Source organism: Acinetobacter sp. Ag2, from assembly GCF_001005515.1.
Classification (GTDB): Bacteria; Pseudomonadota; Gammaproteobacteria; order Pseudomonadales; family Moraxellaceae; genus Acinetobacter; species Acinetobacter bereziniae.
The window spans coordinates 177,220-195,781 of record NZ_LBNA01000056.1; the positions used below are offsets into that span (position 1 = coordinate 177,220).

Here is an 18,562-nt window from a genome sequence, read left to right on the forward strand (position 1 = left end):
TGTTCGCAATATTCTTAGGGCTTACATTAACATATTCAAGGGTTGCTCGAATTGACTAAAATGACATTTGCATATTCTTTCAGGTCAAGTCATCATTTTGGCAACTCAAGTATGATTTAACAGAAACTTATGGATCATAGATATTACACTGAAGTTTAAAGATAACTTATGATCTATACAAAATTAATTTGAGATGAGAGATAACAAACATGTCTGACCAATACCAAGCATTTGCAAAATCTCCAATTGGTAAATTTGTCATTAAAAATCTAGGCTTACCTTCACCAATTCAATTAGAGCGCTTTGAATCTGCGACGCCTGTGGTAAAGGGTGCTGTGTTGTTTGGTGCAGCACCAAAAGCACATTTTACCAGTGAAATCGCTCAGGTTTTAAGTAACATCCATGCGAATACATATGCAGGTAATAATGCAGAGCTACAGCAAGCTGCTGCAAAATCAGGGTTGAATGTAGGTGCTTTTAACGAAGGTGATAAAGAGTCTAAGTTTAAAGCCGTTGTATTTGATGCATCTGGTATTCAAAATTCAGAACAATTACAAGAATTACACAAATTTTTCAATCCTATTGCACGGCAAATTGCGACTTCTGGTCGTGTTATCGTCATTGGTTTAACACCTGAAACTGCACCAACGATTAAACAGGCGATTGCGCAACGTGCATTAGAAGGTTTTGTTAAATCTGTTGGGAAAGAATTTAAAAAGGGTATCGCTGCTGATCTTATTCTGGTTGATGCAGATGCTGCACAAAACTTGGAGTCAGCGTTACGTTTTGCTATTTCTCCACGTTCAGCTTATGTTTCTGGACAAGTGATTCGTGTTTCTAAAGGTGACCTTGTTGATGTGGATTGGGCGAAACCACTTGCAGGTAAGACCGCGTTAGTGACTGGCGCAAGTCGTGGTATCGGTGAAGCAATTGCACATGTATTGGCGCGTGATGGTGCGCATGTGATTTGTTTAGATGTACCGCCACAACAAACAGATTTAGACCGCGTTGCTGGTGAAATCGGTGGTTCAACTTTAGCGATTGATATTACAGCTGCAGATGCTGGTGAAAAAATCAAAGCTGCTGCAGCTCAGCACGGTGGTTTGGATATTATTGTTCATAATGCCGGTATTACACGAGATAAAACTTTGGCAAATATGAAACAAGAGATGTGGGACCTTGTCATCAACATCAATCTTTCTGCTGCTGAACGTATCAACGATTATTTACTGTCTAATGATGGGTTAAATGCCAATGGTCGTATCGTCTGTGTATCTTCAATTTCTGGTATTGCAGGTAACCTAGGTCAAACCAACTATGCCGCTTCTAAAGCTGGTGTGATCGGTTTAGTTAAATTTACAGCGCCTGTACTTAAAAATGGAATTACCATTAATGCTGTTGCTCCTGGTTTTATTGAAACTCAAATGACAGCTGCCATTCCATTTGCAATCCGCGAAGCAGGTCGCCGTATGAACTCAATGAGTCAAGGTGGTTTACCTGTGGATGTTGCTGAAACTATTGCGCTGTTTGCTTCTTCAGCTTCTACTGGTTTAAATGGAAATATCGTACGCGTTTGTGGTCAAAGCTTATTGGGTGCATAATCCCTAAAGCAATGTCCTGTTTTAATGTGCAGGAAATGAGAGGTGTGGTTCATTGATGTGAATCAGCCTCTCATTAAATTCTGTATGAAAACACTGCATTTTCTAACTGATAATTCGTGATTTCCAACGTTAGTGTTGGATTTTTTAATATTGAATAAGAATTAATTTGCAAAGGTCTAGTATGAATACTCGCCATTTTAGTCAACTTCCAAAACCATATTTAGCTTATCCAAAAGTCATTCAGGGTTTGGTTTTTAAAAAGCCAAAAGGTGAAAAGGTACTGCCGCAAGTTGAATATGTGGTGGACTCATTTAAAATCGATCCAAACCATTTAAAAGCTTATAATGAAGTATGTGGTTTTAAGAACAATGGATATATTCCAGCAATTTATTTGGCTGTTTTATCACAAAGTTTGCAAATGCATATGATGACTTCAGAAGCATTTCCTTTTGCAATTTTGGGTTTGGTGCATATCCGCAACCAAGTAAAACAGACACGTAAAATTGGTGTGAATGAACAGTTAACTTTATCGTGTCAATTTGGTGAATTAAAACCGCATGATAAAGGTGTTCAATTTGATTTTGTAACTACTGCAAAAGTAGGTAATGAGATCGTTATGCAAGGTTTAACCACTTATTTGGCACGTCAAAAAACACAAGGTGTGGTTTCTGAAAAGGCAAAAGAGTCCAAAGAGCCTAATTTCCAAGTCGCTGCGGTATGGGAAGTTTCTGAAAATACAGGTCGTCGTTATGCAATCACATCAGGCGATTTTAATCTGATTCATATTCATGCGTTGACTGCAAAAGCCTTTGGTTTTAAACAAGCGATTGCTCATGGGATGTGGAGTAAAGCAAGAGTTTTAGCGAGTCTGAATTTACCAGATGCTTATGAGGCAGATGTTGTCTTTAAATTACCCATGTATTTACCTTCAACAGTTGAATTCTTGACAGCAACATCAGGCAAAGATACTGATTTTCTGATTCGTAATCAAAAGTCACAAAAACCACATGTATCTGGTGTAGTGAAAACTTTATAAGATAAAATACAAAGCCTAAGTCGAGATGATTTAGGCTTTTTTAATAAAAAGGCATCAATAAAAATAGGGTAGGAAAATGAGTAGCTTGACGGATATTATTTTTGCAAATACTAAAAATTATCAAGGTTATGTAGATGAGCGTTTTGAAGATATTGCAATTCAATTTAGCCGTTTACAGGATGGTCGATGTGAAAATGGTGGAGCTGCTTTAACTGTATATTTCCAGCAAGAGAAAGTTATAGATATTTATACGGGGCAGAAATCTCTAACAGAACAATGGAATGAGCATACATTATCTGTTTGTTATTCCACAGGAAAGGGTATTCTTGCGACCTTAGCGCATATTCTCGTGAGTGAAGGCTATTTAGATTACGATACGCCTATTGTAAATTATTGGTCTGAGTTTGGTGAAAATGGTAAACAAAATATGACATTACGTCATATTCTCAGCCATCAAAGCGGCTTGTATGATATCCGAAATATCATCAACAGCGCCGTGGAAATGGCGGATTGGCAGCATATGCTTAAAGTGCTTGAAAAGGCGACTCCGCGTTTTGCAATAGGTACAGATATTGCTTATCAGGCACTCACTTTTGGTTGGTTGGTAGGAGGTGTATTGGAAAAAGCAACTCAACAGCCGCTTACTGTGTTAATGCAAAAATATCTAGTGGAACCACTGCAACTTGATGGTGCATATTTTGGTGTACCTAACACCGAATTAAATCGTGTTGCGCGTTTGATTCATAAAGCAATACCTGAACAAAAAGCAGAAGGTAAATCAACTAAAAACAAAGCCAAGCAACGCAAACCCTCTTTTTCAGATAAATTGGTGGAATTAACTGGTCAGAATCCGCAAGACTTTTTAGATGCGATGGTGCCAAAAGGAATGCGCGAGTTTAGTTTTTTCAGTGATCAAGGATTGCAAGCGATTATTCCAGCAGCCAATGGTGTATTTACTGCAAATAGTTTGGCAAAAGTTTATGCCATGATGGCAAATAAAGGTGTTTGGGATGGAAAAGTATTTATTCGCCCTGAAGTTTTTGCTGAATTAAGTCAAATTCAATCGATTAAGAGAGATCGTGTCATGCCAATTCCGATGAAATGGCGTCTAGGCTATCATCGTGTCATTAGCATGGGGAAGCGTGCAAAACAAGGCTTTGGTCATATCGGTTATAATGGTTCTGGAGCTTGGTGTGATCCGCAGCGCGAACTCAGTTTTGCTTATACTCATAATTTTGCAATTGGTTCAATCACAGGTGACTATCGTCTGTGGGGATTGACTCAGGAAACGCTGCGTTGTGCGGATAAGCTTTTAAAAGGCAGTAAAGGGTGGTTTTAATTGAGTCCTTGTTATTAAAATAATTCCATTTTAAGCACCAACTCTACATGGTGCTTAAAAGAATGATTATCCAATCCTTTTAAACCCAATTCATAAATGCCTTCTAATCCACAGACAAATGCAATAAGCCGCCATGCGATATCTTGGCTTGAACTCGAAGTGGATATCTTGAATTCTTGTTGACTTCTCCCATATTCAATCGTTGTCACTAAAGCAAGATGCCATTTTTCCATTGCGATATTATAGGCTTTTTTAATTTCTTGATCCTGATCAATCAAAACTTCTGCTTCGTTCCATAAACGTAAATAAGGTTGGGTTTGTTCAATATTTTCAATACCGAGTAATAAGCATAAACGTTCGACACTACTCTCTGTGGTAATGAGATTTTCAACTTCATCAAGCTGATCCATTAAAGCGATGAATACCTCTGCTTTTAAGTGTGAGCTGGATTCAAAATGATGATGCACTTGCCCTGTAGAAACTTGGGCTTCACTCGCAATTCGACGTACCGTTAAACCATTTAGTCCATCTTGAAGCGCCAAACGTTTGGCTGCATCCAAAATCATGTTTCGACGTTGCTCGCGATTTAAATAATTCATAATTTGACTTTCAACATAATTTACAAAACAGATATTAAACAAAGTTGGACACTTGTTCAAGTGTGGGTATAATGCGCTATCTTGAACAAGTGTCCAACTTTAATTAGGTGTGTTATGTACCGCAAATGGGTGATTCTCGGAATCATCGTACTCATTTATTTACCTGTTTCAATTGATGCAACAGTACTCCATGTTGCCATTCCAACATTGAGCACGGCATTATCATTATCCGCCAATGAAATGTTATGGGTAATTGATATTTACTCCCTAATCATGGCAGGTTTGATTTTACCAATGGGTGCATTGGGTGATCGGATTGGTTTTAAACGTCTAATGTTGATTGGTGCCAGTATCTTTGGTGTGGCTTCCTTAATGGCTGCTTTTGCGAATTCAGCCTATATGTTGATAGTAGCCAGAGCATTTTTAGGTGTCGGTGCAGCCATGATTTTACCTGCAACTTTGGCAGGTGTTCGGAATACTTTTTTGGATGAGAAGCAACGAAATTACGCATTGGGTGTTTGGGGAACTGTCGGCGGCGGTGGGGCAGCCTTTGGTCCACTATTGGGTGGTTTTATTTTAGAGCACTTTAGTTGGGGCGCTGTTTTCCTGATCAATGTACCGATTATTATTCTTGTACTAATTTTGACCTTATGGTTAGTCCCTAAACAAACAGTACAAACAAAGCAACCTTTAAACCTATTACAAGCCTTGATCTTGGTTAGTGCCATATTGATGTTGATCTATTCGATTAAGACATCAATATATGCGTTCAATCTGTCTATAGTATTGGTTTTTGTTGTGGGCTTGGGTTTACTGACGGGTTTTGTTCGTCATCAACTTCGTACTGTCCAGCCGATGATTGATTTTACTTTGTTTAAGAATCCTGTAATTTCAACCAGTATTGTGATGGCAATGGTTGCCATGATTGCATTGGTTGGATTTGAATTATTGCTTTCTCAAGAATTACAGTTTGTGTATGGTTATACGCCACTTGAGGCTGGACTATTCATCTTACCATTTATGATCGCAATCAGTATCGGTGGTCCTTTTACCAGTATCTTAATGAATCACTATGGTTTAAGACCTGTAGCAACAATTGGAATGTTGATGTGTGCGGTCTGCTTTTTTGGTTTGGCAATGACTGATTTTAATGCTCAAAATATTCAAGCATGGGTGTGGATGGTGTTCATGGGAATTAGTGTTGAAATTGCTTTATTGTCATCTACAGCTGCAATTATGTCAGCTGTGTCTCCAGAAAAAGCGACTGCTGCGGGTGCGATTGAGGGAATGGCGTATGAATTGGGTGCTGGTTTAGGTATTGCTATTTTTGGTTTGCTGTTATCTATATTCTATGCGCAATCCATTGTTATACCATCTACACTTCCAGAGAGCTTGGTGGCTGGAGTAAGTTCATCCATAGGTGAGGCTTTGTCTGTGATCCAGCATGCAGATCCTGCATTGATGCAACAAGTAAAACAAGCCGCCTCAGAAGCATTTATCCATTCGCATAGCAAGGTATTGAGTATTTCTGGTGTGATGTTTTTAATTTTGTCAGTATTTGTTTGGCGTGCGTTACCCGATAAGAAACAAATAGTAAATTAGTTGCATTTATAGTCTTGTAGTTAGAGCTTAATAGCAGTGTTTGATTAAGCTCTAATATTTTATCATTTGAAGTTGATAATAGTTTTGGCTAATTTTAATTTTTAAATGACTTTGGTCGGATTCATAAACTTTACGCTGTGAAAGCATTGTGCTAAAAAGTGCAAAACTAACTTCGATTTTAATTAAATGATAAAAAGAGAATTATCAATTACAGAATTATTCGGTGTCTTGTCTGTTGTTGCATTAACCATATCTGTATTTTCCAATGCATATTTTTATTATTCTTTAGATGCAATTTGGGTCATGTCGATTTTATCACCTACATTTTATATTTTTGAAATATTGAAAGTTCTTGTATTAATGGCAGGAAGTATTCTTGTTGTTGGCTTTTTAATGGATATATTTAAATGGATGATTAAAAAATCATATAAGTTTAGACAGAAAAAACGTTTCAAATTATCCACTCAAAATATTTTAACTGACTGTAAATATAAAGAAATTTTTAAACAAAATGAATCATTTCAATTTTGGCAAACAACATTTGTCATTGTCATTTACACCATTATTGTTGTTTTATTCACCTTGTTTGGTTTGATTAAGTTCAATTCAATGCTGTGGAATAGTTTTCTCATTGGATTGACCTTAGGAATATTCACAAATAAGGAAATAAAAAAAGATAAAGAGCTTAAACTATTTGTATTCATTGTCTTTTTTGCATTAATAACTTGTTTCTCTGCACAAATTAAATTAAATGATATTGAAAAATTGCCGGTTGCGAAGTTGAAAAATGACAAAGAACTTATAAATTGGTATGTTTTAGATGGAAGCCAAGACAAGCTAATTCTCTTACAACAAAGTTCAAGAAATGTCATCAAAATCGTCAAATTTGAAGAAATTGATCGAATTATCTCTAATAAAAAATAACTCTACAGTTCTTCATTCACTAATTGTCAAAAAAACAGTATCCTTAGACCTGTAACTAGGAGCTTCCATGTATCAGGTACTTGCACGTAAATATCGCCCACGCAACTTCAATGAATTGGTCGGACAGAACCACGTTTCTCGTGCGCTGACCAGTGCTTTAGATCGTGGACGTTTACATCATGCTTACTTATTTACAGGAACACGTGGAGTTGGAAAAACCACAATTGCGCGAATTTTAGCAAAATGTTTAAACTGTGAAACTGGCGTAACTTCGACACCTTGTGAAGTTTGTGCAACATGTAAAGCTGTGAATGAAGGGCGTTTTATTGACCTCATCGAAATTGATGCAGCATCACGAACCAAGGTTGAAGATACCCGTGAGCTGCTTGATAATGTACCTTATGCGCCTACACAAGGTCGCTTTAAAGTATATTTGATCGATGAAGTGCATATGCTCTCTACGCACTCATTCAATGCCTTGTTAAAAACATTGGAAGAACCACCAGAGCATGTAAAATTTTTATTTGCGACAACCGATCCACAAAAACTTCCTATTACCGTGATCTCCCGGTGCTTACAATTTACATTACGTCCATTGGCTGTGGATGAAATTACCCACCACCTCAGTAGTATTTTAAATAAAGAAGAAATATCAGCAGAGCAAGATGCGATTTGGCAAATTGCGGAATCTGCACAAGGTTCATTGCGTGATGCCTTGTCTTTAACTGATCAAGCAATCGCTTATGGTCAAGGTGCAATTCATCACCAAGACGTTAAAGAAATGTTGGGCCTGATAGATCGAACCATTATTTATGATTTGATTTTGGCAATACATCAGAATCAGCGGGAACGTGTCAGTCAGTTGTTATTACAATTTAGACAGCAAGCTTTAGATGTTTCACTGGTTTTGGATCAATTTATTTCAACATTACATGAGTTGGCAATGTTGCAATATTTGCCAGATCTCAGCCTAAAATATAGTGCTGAAATAAATCAAAAAATTATGCAGTTATCGAAAATCGTCTCTGCTCAAGATTTACAGCTCTATTATCAAATTGCATGTAAAGGGCGGGCTGAGTTGCAACTTGCTGTGACACAAGAGCAAGGTTTTGAAATGACGGTATTGCGTTTACTTGCTTTTAGACCAATGCAAGTCAATGAAGTTGTAATTTCTCAACCACAACAGCATATTGAAAAGCAAGCGCTTACAGTTGAAACTCAAGATAAACCTTTGGATATTGAACCTCATCAGACTGTAAAGTCATTTGCACAAGCAAAAGATCAGACGCTGATTGATACCAAGATCGACGATGAGCCAAAGATAGACGCTGAAGTTAATATAAAAAGTGAGGCTATTGAACCTGATCTATCCCAACAACAGTTGGAGCCATTAAAATCTGATCTTGCTGTAATGCCACAAACACTCTCTGTAGTGAGTGATCCTGCTTTTGATGCAGTTGAGGATGAGTTATCACAGCAGATTATTGAAGACCATGAGCCGAATAGTGACGATGCTTTTAATGAGCAATTCATTGAAGATACTGATATCACAGTAAACACAGCACAAATACAGACTGTGGTTACTGAACCGTCTCTAATCATTGATCAGCAGACAAATCATAATGTTCAAAATGAAATGTCTATTGATACTAGTGCACCAGATTTGACGCTCTTCGGTGCTGAGCTTCATTCACAAAGTACAAATGAAAATTCTTTAGCATCAACAGCAAATCAGGATGTGTTCTTTTTAGCTCCTGAAGCACAAGATCAACAGCTTAATATTGAAAATGCTGAAGCTATCCAAAAACAGCAGCCAAGTGAAAATCAAGTTCAGGTGGTTAAGTCTGAGAATCAATTAGGCTCCTCTGATAATGCGCAAACACCGCAACAAATATTAACGTTACAATCTCAAGATTTAGAAGGAGATTGGACTGTTGATAAATGGGAATATTGGTTTAGAAACAGCTCGCTTTCTCCTGCTGTTCAAGAACTGGCACAACATGGTTTGATGATGGGTATGATTAATGGTCAGTCTATTTTTCAAACTTCACCAAAATATGAAAAATTACTGAATCAAGCTCAACATGATCTTGAAGCAGCTTTAAAGCAACAATGGTCACAAACCATATTTACAGTTCAGTATGGTGAGGTCGAGTCGATTACACCGTATATGATGCAAAAAGAACGTAAAGTGCGTGCTTTTGATCGTGCAGCTGAAATGCTTCAACAAGAGCCCGTAGTAAAAAGTTTGATTGATGCATTTGATGGTCAGATTGAAAATATTCAACTCAAAAGTTAAATACATTCTTCGATAACATTTGATCTGCATTCAATATAATCATATATAGAGGATGGGTGATGTTTAGTGTGCAACAGGGAAGTTGCAAGTGCATCAAACAAGGCTGACTAAAACTTGAAGTGCGACTGTATACAAAATTTTAATATTGTTGAATGATCTTATAAAATAACTATGAATTAAAAAAATGCGGTTTTTATTTAATGACTTTGTGGTTATAATTGCGCCAATTTCAACAAAGGGGTATCTAAAAATGCCAAATAGTTCGTCGAGGAACTGTAGTTTATCTATAGTGATTCTAACTTATTAAGCAAGATACTTTTGAGAATGTTGTCTTGCAATAAGATCGCATTTCTATTTTTAAATTACATTTCCTCCTTAAATAAAATACCTACTCAAGGTCTGTTTTTATATCTCTCGTTTTATCATCCTGTTATTCATGTAAAGAAGGCAACTTTGGTTCAAATATCAGACTATTTATATCTAACTGATTTTTTGAAATTGAAAATCTTTAAAGTGTTGAGTTTTAATACTTTGCAATACTTTTGTCATTTGCATGTGATAAAACAGTGAAGGATTTTTATTCCGTTATTCATGAGATATCAAAGATATAGACCATAAATTAAAATAACTGTGGAGCGTATAGATGCAACTCCAATTTATGCAACATTTAGAATTAACAAACATGCTTGATACATTGATTAGTCTTTTTTCTGCCTTTATTTTAGGTGGTTTGATTGGATTTGAGCGACAGTATAGACAACGTACAGCTGGTTTGAGAACCAATGTTTTGGTGGCTGTGGGTGCTGCTATTTTTGTTGATATTGCCAATAATTTAACTGGCGCTGATGGTTCTGTTCGAGTGATTGCCTATGTTGTTTCTGGTATTGGCTTTTTAGGTGCAGGCGTGATTATGCGCCAAGAGGGTAATATTCAAGGTCTGAATACGGCTGCAACGCTATGGTGTTCTGCCGCCGTGGGTGCAGCAGCAGGCTGTGATCGTATTGTCGAAGCATTATTGGGAACACTCTTTATTTTGGCTGCAAATACTTTGCTACGTCCGATTGGTCATATTATTGACCGTAAGCCACTCAATGTTGAGTCAGAAATGCAACATGAAATTTATGTGGTGTGTCAAAAAGAACATAGTAAGCATGTTATGGATGAGTTGAGTAAAGCTTTAAAGCATTATCACTTTCCAGCCAAAGATTTTGACGTAGAGCCTTTTGGAGAACAAGATGTTGAGATTAAGGCAATTCTGATTGCAAATTCGGTTGAGGAAAAAGAAATTCAGCCAATTATTGAAATGTTAAATCAAATGCCTGAAGTCAGTCAGGCTTTTTGGGATCAAAATACTTTAGCTTAAATTCTTATCCTTTAAATATAGTTTATTCGATCTGGCTTTTAGCTATTGAACTTAAAATGAATTATTCACTGAGATAAATCTGTAAAGCATCTCGCATATCTTGAGGGATTGGGGTGCTTTTTTTTGTCTCACGAGAGACAAATACATGAACAAATTGCCCCTGAGCTGAAGCTTGGCTTTGTCCTTGTTTAAAAATTGCTAAATCATAAGTCAATGATGCGTTTCCTATTTTTGAAATGGCAACACCTACTTCAATAATTTCGGGGTAAGTGAGTTCTTGAAAAAAATCACAAGAAGAATTTACAACTAAGCCAATGATCGGCGATTGATGGATATCAAAGTCCGCTTTTTGAATTAATAAAGCATTGGCAGCAGTATCGAAATAACTATAGTAGGTTACATTATTCACATGACCATAAATATCATTGTCAGCCCAACGGGTTTGAATTGGGAAAATAAAGGCATATTGATCACGTAATTTTATTTGTGGTTTCATTTTACTTTACTCTGCGCTATACGGACATTTACATTAAAACGATGACAGTGTGAATAAGAAGCGATATACATCAAATGTAATCAATTTCTCATCATATCATTCTACAAGAGTGAATAGATATGACGATGTTTTTCGTATAAAGCGTATCTTTTATCCAATTTTAGATTTATTTATCTTACTGATACCATCTAAGAAAACTTGGATAATAGAGATCAGGCATTTTCACAGCCTTATATTTTAACAAAAAATTTGATTAATTTACTTCAGTGATGTCTTACTTTCCAGAGGTGACAAAGATCTTTTATGGGATGAGAGCGTTGTTTGTTTTTATTCAAAATGATGATGGTTTTAAAGCGATCCTATTCTGTTGGATACATCGCAGTATGATATGTATAAAGGATGATTTAAAAAATAAAAAGCTCATTAAGTATGACTCAATGAGCTACAGAAAATGAAGACTGATCTCAATCAGACTTCATTAATTAAAAACGGTAGCCTAGACCTAAATAAGTCACAATTGGTTTAATTTCAATACTGCTTTGACCTGAGATCAACGTTGTTGTTCCAGCTGGTGTAGTCGCATTTACATTTAATTTAGCTTTAGTCGTAAGGTGTGCATAAGACACAGAAGCTGTTGCATACCAGTTTTTATTGATGTTGAAATCAGCACCAAGTATAGCCACTGGTGCAAAAGCATCATCAACTTTTACTTTACCCAATTCTGGATTGAACGCAGCAAGATAAGGATTTGCCTTCAGTGCCTGATTAATCGCAGGGTCAGTTTCAACATTTGAGAAGTGAGCATACATCAATCCAGCACCAACATAAGGGCGGATTTTATTGTTGATCGAGCCAAAGTGGTAACGACCAGAAATGGTTGGTGTATAGGCATCTGTAGTTGCAGCTTTGTCATATTTGCTGAGGTCAATGACATTGATCCCATGAACTTTAATGCTGCCTTTACCTGCAAGTTCCATTTCAGGAGGTGCGCCCAAAGTTAATTCTAATGAAACGTTATCATTGACGAAATAATCAAGCATCAAACCTGCAGTATCAGCATTTTGTACTTCAAAACCAGCATCAGGATTAGCTGCTTGTAAATTAGCCAAGGGACCTAAGTAAGGTGAATTACCTGTTTTCCCATTGACACCTTGTCCCTTACTTTGTGGCATTACATGCAACCAACCTGTAGAAACAGCAAAAGTTTTACCGTCTGAAGTCGCTGCATGAGTAACAGTGTTTAAGCCAAACGCTGCTAATGGTAAAATCGCCAATGTAAGTTTTTTCATAGAATCATTTCCAATACTGTCTGTTATCTTAATTTCCCGATTAAGATCGTCGGCGATTTTAGAGTAATTATTTTAGAAGTTAAACGGAAAACACGGTAAATTATCAACCAGTCAGTCATAAAAATAATGAGTAATTAAAATAATATTATGATAATTAAAGTTATAAATAGATATTTTTTAAAATACGCAATAATCTATTTGATTAAAAAATAGAATTTTATTGACTGTTTTTTGCACATATTGATAATTTAAGGTTTTTCTTGTGACAGTTTGTTTGCGATTTTTAGCAATTTCTTATGCCAGAGGAATCAGGCTAGTCTTTCATGATCATAAGACAGTTTTTACTTTTTGTTTGAAATGTAGTGCATTACCTAAGCAAATCGGTTTATAGCTTAACGATATTTAAAGATGATTTTACAAAATCAATCGCAAGCATTCTGATGATGTGTTTTAAGTTGGTTGATACTTTACAGATGCTTGTGATAAAGATTTTTTAGATATTATTTGGCAGGTTTTGTGAAACTCAGTGATGCTAAGTCAGCAAAACCTAAGATAGACCTCGTAAAATATCTCTATTCAGTTGGTTGTGATTAAAGTCTTCCTCAACTGCATTTCGAAACTCGACAATAGTATCGCGATTGTTCGTATTTCACGTCTTGTTTATGTCGTATTAATCGATAACGCAATGTGCTGTTGAAATCTCAATAGACCCTAATAAATTGCCTGATAAATGTTGAGTGCATCGGTGTAGTTTAAAACCTTAGGATTGTTTTGTAATAAGCGTGTTTGAAGCATTGCATCTTCTGCAAGGACTTCAAGTTGTTGAGGTTGTACATTTAACTCTCTCAGTTTTAGGGGCAAGCCGCTATTGTTGAGATGGTTTTGCATATGGTCGATAAATAAATCACAGAGACCTTCAACACTGCCTTTACTATAAGGATCTAACCATTGCATCAGTTCAGCGTAGTGAGCTTTGGCTTCAGAGGCATTAAATTTTAAAACCTCTAATAGAACCAAAGCATTGGTGTGTCCATGAGATAAGTGGAAATGTCCACCTAATGGATAGGCAAGGGCATGAACAGCGCCAACAGGCGCGTTGGCAAATGCTTGACCTGCTAACATCGATCCCAATAACATATTTTGGCGTGCTTCAAGGTTCATACCATCCGCCAAGACAAGTTTCAAGTTTTTATTGAGAAGTTTCAGCGCTTGTTTTGCCAACATGTCAGCATAAAAGTTTTTCTTTATTTTTGAAGTATAGGCTTCGATGGCATGTACCATTGCATCTATACCTGTTGCCGCAGTGATATGAGAAGGCAGACCAGTGGTAAATGTGGCATCAAGGATTGCGATATCCGCATATAAGATCGGTGAGACAATTCCTGTTTTTGTCGTTTCACCTGTCGTAACAATGGAGATCGGCGTAACTTCAGAACCAGTACCGGCGGTGGTTGGAATCAGAATTAAAGGAAGTCTTGGTCCATGAACATTATTGATACCGTAGATCTCTTGAATACTTTGGGTTTGTTGAGCATGAGCCAGTATTGCAATAAGTTTGGCAACATCCATTGAGCTGCCTCCACCAAAACCAATAACAACATCGACTTGATTTTTTTTGGCAAACTCCACTGCGGATAGAACAATATGTTCTGCAGGATCAGCCTGAACGTCAGCGTAAATTTCATAAGCCAAATGAGCATCTTCTAAAATTTTCAGTACAGGTAAATGCAGTGCATGTTGAATCATCCCTGCATCTGTTACAAGCAAGGCTTTTTTATATTTGTTAGCTAAAATTGTCTTTAATTCTTGGACCGATCCTAGCCCAGAAATAATATTGGCTACAGTTTGAAATTGGAAATGCTGCATTGTGTACTATCCTTAATCTGTCATCACAAAATTAACATTATTGTTTTAAGGTTCTATAGGATTCACTTGCTAAATAACTTAACATAAGCGCTTATAAAAGAAATGATCATTTGAGGCGGTTTATGTTATCCAAAATGCCATACAAGGTTTTATGTGTGTGCTTAGGAAATATCTGTCGTTCACCTACAGCAGAAGTCGTCTTGCGACATTATTGTAATGAACAGAAATTGAACGTGATTGTGGATTCAGCTGGAACGAGTAATTATCATCCCAATAAATCACCTGATCACCGCAGTCAAAAACATGCAATAAAAAGAGGCTATGATCTTTCAGATTTGCGTGCTAGACAGTTAAAAATACAAGACTTCTTAGATTTTGATTTAATTCTTGCGATGGATCATGAAAATTTAGCGAATATCAAATCTTTGCTTCAACAAGCGATTCAACAATTTGGTGTACAGTCTGTTAAAGCGCAAGTTGCGCTGATGAGTGAACATGATGCTGATTTTCCGAAGCAAGCCATTCCTGACCCTTATTATGGTGAAGCGGATGGATTTGAGCGTGTTCTTGATCAATGTGAGTCAAGTAGTTTAGCGTGGGTGCAAGTTTTTCAGCAACAGTTTCAATATAAGTAATTGATATACATTAGGAATGAAATTTAAGTTATGAATATTGAATCTCAGGTTCAACTTAAACCATTTAATACACTCCGTTTAGACTCAGTTGCATCACATTTTGTAAAAGTACAATCTGTTGCTGACCTTCAAAGTGCACTGCAATTTTCCAAACAAAATAATTTAAATGTGCTGGTTCTTTCAGGTGGAAGCAATATGATTCTTCCTGAGCATATTCATGCCCTGGTTGTTGCGATCGATATACAGGGGATTGAGTTTATCGGTGAAGATGAACGGAGTAAAACAATAAAGGTGGGTGCAGGGCAAGTCTGGCATGACTTTGTATTGTGGACGACTTCACAGCATCTTTATGGTTTACAAAACCTTGCATTGATTCCAGGTTTGGTAGGTGCTTCTCCTGTACAAAATATAGGGGCTTATGGCGTTGAAGCAGGTGAGTTTATTGAATCTGTGGAAGTATATGATCGTGAATTAGAGCAAATGCATTCCATCTGTGCTCAGGATTGCCAATTTTCTTATCGCCACAGTATTTTTAAAGATGATCCAAATCGTTATGTTATTACTCATGTGATTTTTAGATTACTGAAACAGGCTGATTTAAAAATCAACTATGGTGATTTAAAAGCAGCAATGGCAGATGACTTGAGTGCGGAGAATTTGCAAAAACAAGTCATCCAAATTCGACAAAGTAAACTTCCTGATCCTAAAGAATATCCAAATGTCGGAAGTTTCTTTAAAAATCCGATTATTGGGCGAGATGTATTTTCACAATTAATTGCAAAATTCCCTAATATTCCACATTATCCTCAAACAGAGGATCGCGTTAAAATTGCAGCTGGTTGGCTGATTGACCAATCTGGATGGAAAGGTAAGCAACTTAATCAAGTCGGCATGTTCCATAAACAAGCTTTAGTTCTGGTGAATTATGCGGATGCAACATTGACAGATGTTCAAGCGGCTTATCGAGCTGTTCAGCGGGATGTGTTTGATCAGTTTGCTGTGCACTTAGAGCCAGAACCTGTACTTTTTAACGAAATGGGATTAATTCAGAACCATTAACATTGAGTCTATATATGGTTAAACAACATTGGATGGTCAGATTTTTACGGATGGTTGCAATACTATTTGTACTTTTTGGCTGTCTGATTGTATTTTGGTATACGCCATTTTATTCGAACCTTATGGTGAGGATTCTCAATACATTTGTGCCTGTTGAAGTCAATCAGGTTGCCGCAAAAAGCCAACAAAATGCGGCATTATCTGAAACAGAAAACTTAGAACCAGGTTCGGATTTGTGGATTGCTCGTCAAGCTTATCTAAAGTTGATGGAAGAACTGTTAAAGAACAACGATGCGAAGGATTTGCTTGCTCTTCAATTGCGTTATCGAGCTTTACAGGAAAAAATTGCCAAAGAACAAAAAGAGGATGATGAAGAGCAAATCAAGCCAGTGATTCCTTTAGTGTCTGAACATGCTGCTTCTGATGCTGTAGAAGACCAACCTAATGATGTGGTTAAAAACTTATTAGATTTAAATAGTGAAGACAACAAAGCGCTGATGGATGAATATTTAACTTTCTTAAAAAAGTATAAGGTTGATGATAAGAATTTACATGAAAATCCCTCAGCTTCTGCTGTTGAATTATCAAGTTCACAAGTACAACAAGATTTAGAAAGCTTACCCAATAAAAATAGCGAACTCCCAAAACCAGTCAGTCAGCCTTATGCCATTGTGGTTTTGGGTGGTGGTCTAACTTTAGATAAAAATCAGAAAGATATTATTGTCAATGATTACACTAAGCTAAGACTGGAAACGACTATTGCACTTGAGAAAAAAATCAAACTGCCTATTGTGTTGAGTGGCGTTGAAGCACCTTATATGCAAAAGTGGTTGGCTGAACGTGGGGTGCAGGCAAAATTATTGGAAAATCGCAGTATGAATACCTGTGAAAATACACGTTTTAGCTCATTACTATTACAAAAAAAAGGTGGAGCACCTACAGTCATGTTGATTACAGATCGTTATCACATGCCTAGAACACGTCGTTTATTTGCATTGAATGGTATAGAAACCATTCCAGTGGACGCACCAATGCCTACTCAACTTACAGAATGGCAACCAAGCAAACAGAATTATGATCATAGCCGCAGAGCCAACTATGAAACTTTAGCAACAATTCGAGATATGTTGTTTGGTTCGAGTGGCTGTAGAGAGGTGCCTTAATGGCGGATATCCCATTTTTAAATCCTACAATTTTAAAACAACTTGATCTGCCAGTACCAAGTCGTGATACCACACCACAACTATTAGAAGCTTTAAATTTAAATCGTGCCTATGTGCCAAACCAGGAAATAAAGGCTTATCAACGACTTTATGGTTTTGATCAATTAGATTGTGTTCAATGGCAAGGCTTTATTGACATGCCGTTGTTTAAACTGCATGTTCAGGTATTTAAGCCTAAAATTGAAAAAGTAAAAGGAACTGTCTGTTTATTACATGGTTATTTAGAGCATAGTGGTATCTATCAACCGATTGTTAAAGAAATCCTTGAACAAGGCTTTAGTGTTATTACTTATGATTTGCCAGGGCATGGTTTAAGTAATGGCTCTCCAGCAAATATTAAAAATTTTGACCACTATCAACAAGTGCTGCATGCTGTTTACCAATATGTTAAAAACTCACAGCATCTTCCTAAACCTTGGTTGGGGGTAGGACAGAGTACAGGTGGTGCAATTTGGATGCATCATTTACTTGAATATGCACAAAAAAGAGAAAATCCAATTGTTGATCGTGTTTTACTCTTATCACCTTTGGTGAGACCAGCTAAAACCGCATGGTGGCACAATTCTATTGGTTTGGGCATTATTCGTAGAATTAAAAGAGAAGTTCCACGTCATTTTAAACGCAACAATCATAATCCAGAGTTTTTAAGATTTGTACGACTAAAAGATCCTTTGCAACCCCGTATGATGGGAATGGACTGGATTCTAGCAATGTCGAAATGGATGCAGGAAATGGAAGAATTTCCAAAATGCCGTATACCTGTGTGGTTGGCACAAGGTGCTCAAGATCAAACAGTGGATTGGAAATATAATATTGATTTCGTACGTCGCCAATTCAGATTGCAAACTTTATTAATTCTTGAAGAAGGATCACATCAACTTATTAATGAGCGTGCAGATATTCGGGCAGCATTAACGGGATTAATCCCTGCTTTCTTACATGCACATTCTTCAGGTGATTATTTTTGAATAAGAATCAAATAAAGACTATTGATTGATGAGGTCTTTTTTAAGATTTTAAAAGCATGAGTTTAAAGAAGTGCTTAAAAAATGAGTGAAAAATACAGTTTTTTTGCGCTTTTTGTTGAAAAAATAACCATGTGGTTGAAAAAGTTCAAAATAGGGGTTGCGTGTCTATAAAAAATATATAGAATACGCAGCATCACGACGCGATACAGCAAACGAACTTAGCTTAGAGGGTTAAGTTGTTGAATGTTTATTGCGTCTTATTT

The 18,562-nt window shown here is 36.7% G+C and carries 15 protein-coding genes; 11 read left to right on the plus strand and 4 right to left on the minus strand.

Translation table 11 applies throughout. From position 1 onward, the window contains the following. The first annotated feature begins 209 nt into the window (after positions 1-209). The 3 genes from AAV97_RS16785 (at position 210) to AAV97_RS16795 (ending at position 3,976) form a co-directional block, all read left to right on the plus strand. Entirely contained in the window at positions 210-1,601 is a 1,392-nt protein-coding gene (locus AAV97_RS16785; RefSeq protein WP_046761160.1) for a 3-oxoacyl-ACP reductase, read from the plus strand. Between the two features lie 181 nt (positions 1,602-1,782). Further along, entirely contained in the window at positions 1,783-2,637 is an 855-nt protein-coding gene (locus AAV97_RS16790; protein WP_005032086.1) for a MaoC family dehydratase, read from the plus strand. Between the two features lie 76 nt (positions 2,638-2,713). Further along, positions 2,714-3,976, plus strand: a complete 1,263-nt coding sequence (locus AAV97_RS16795) for a serine hydrolase domain-containing protein (RefSeq protein WP_046761161.1) — start codon at positions 2,714-2,716, stop codon at positions 3,974-3,976. 14 nt (positions 3,977-3,990) lie between these two features. On the opposite strand, the gene AAV97_RS16800 is transcribed toward AAV97_RS16795, so the two are convergent. Next, complete coding sequence (locus AAV97_RS16800) at positions 3,991-4,575, minus strand: TetR family transcriptional regulator (protein ID WP_009585448.1); 585 nt, start codon at positions 4,573-4,575, stop codon at positions 3,991-3,993. A gap of 114 nt (positions 4,576-4,689) precedes the next feature. Here AAV97_RS16800 and AAV97_RS16805 point away from each other — a divergent pair, with 114 nt between their 5' ends. From AAV97_RS16805 to AAV97_RS16820, 4 genes are all read left to right on the plus strand, one after another. After that, positions 4,690-6,177, plus strand: coding sequence for a SmvA family efflux MFS transporter (locus AAV97_RS16805; RefSeq protein WP_046761162.1), 1,488 nt, complete (start codon positions 4,690-4,692; stop codon positions 6,175-6,177). 186 nt (positions 6,178-6,363) lie between these two features. After that, positions 6,364-7,101 (plus strand): hypothetical protein, encoded by a 738-nt coding sequence (locus tag AAV97_RS16810; RefSeq protein ID WP_046761163.1) that lies wholly within the window; start codon positions 6,364-6,366, stop codon positions 7,099-7,101. A gap of 67 nt (positions 7,102-7,168) precedes the next feature. After that, positions 7,169-9,400 (plus strand): DNA polymerase III subunit gamma/tau, encoded by a 2,232-nt coding sequence (gene dnaX / locus AAV97_RS16815; RefSeq protein ID WP_046761164.1) that lies wholly within the window; start codon positions 7,169-7,171, stop codon positions 9,398-9,400. 643 nt (positions 9,401-10,043) lie between these two features. Beyond that, positions 10,044-10,763, plus strand: a complete 720-nt coding sequence (locus AAV97_RS16820; protein WP_046761165.1) for an MgtC/SapB family protein — start codon at positions 10,044-10,046, stop codon at positions 10,761-10,763. 61 nt (positions 10,764-10,824) lie between these two features. Here AAV97_RS16820 and AAV97_RS16825 read toward each other — a convergent pair whose 3' ends face one another. The 3 genes from AAV97_RS16825 to AAV97_RS16835 form a co-directional block, all read right to left on the minus strand. Further along, positions 10,825-11,259, minus strand: coding sequence for an acyl-CoA thioesterase (locus AAV97_RS16825; protein ID WP_004824257.1), 435 nt, complete (start codon positions 11,257-11,259; stop codon positions 10,825-10,827). Positions 11,260-11,741: 482 nt separating this feature from the next. Beyond that, complete coding sequence (locus AAV97_RS16830; RefSeq protein WP_042089726.1) at positions 11,742-12,548, minus strand: OmpW/AlkL family protein; 807 nt, start codon at positions 12,546-12,548, stop codon at positions 11,742-11,744. Positions 12,549-13,259: 711 nt separating this feature from the next. Further along, complete coding sequence (locus AAV97_RS16835) at positions 13,260-14,414, minus strand: iron-containing alcohol dehydrogenase (protein WP_046761166.1); 1,155 nt, start codon at positions 14,412-14,414, stop codon at positions 13,260-13,262. A 122-nt stretch (positions 14,415-14,536) separates the two neighbouring features. Here AAV97_RS16835 and AAV97_RS16840 point away from each other — a divergent pair, with 122 nt between their 5' ends. From AAV97_RS16840 to AAV97_RS16855, 4 genes are read left to right on the plus strand one after another with little or no spacing between them, the layout of a single operon-like run. Beyond that, positions 14,537-15,049 (plus strand): low molecular weight protein-tyrosine-phosphatase, encoded by a 513-nt coding sequence (locus tag AAV97_RS16840; RefSeq protein ID WP_046761167.1) that lies wholly within the window; start codon positions 14,537-14,539, stop codon positions 15,047-15,049. Positions 15,050-15,079: 30 nt separating this feature from the next. After that, positions 15,080-16,108 carry a UDP-N-acetylmuramate dehydrogenase gene (murB, locus tag AAV97_RS16845; RefSeq protein WP_046761168.1) on the plus strand — a complete coding sequence of 343 codons (1,029 nt, stop codon included), beginning with the start codon at positions 15,080-15,082 and terminating at the stop codon, positions 16,106-16,108. Between the two features lie 14 nt (positions 16,109-16,122). Continuing rightward, entirely contained in the window at positions 16,123-17,271 is a 1,149-nt protein-coding gene (locus AAV97_RS16850; RefSeq protein WP_042089730.1) for a YdcF family protein, read from the plus strand. Next, positions 17,271-18,299, plus strand: coding sequence for an alpha/beta hydrolase (locus tag AAV97_RS16855; RefSeq protein ID WP_004824246.1), 1,029 nt, complete (start codon positions 17,271-17,273; stop codon positions 18,297-18,299). The genes AAV97_RS16850 and AAV97_RS16855 overlap by 1 nt, the downstream gene beginning before the upstream one ends. The last annotated feature ends 263 nt before the right edge of the window (positions 18,300-18,562 follow it).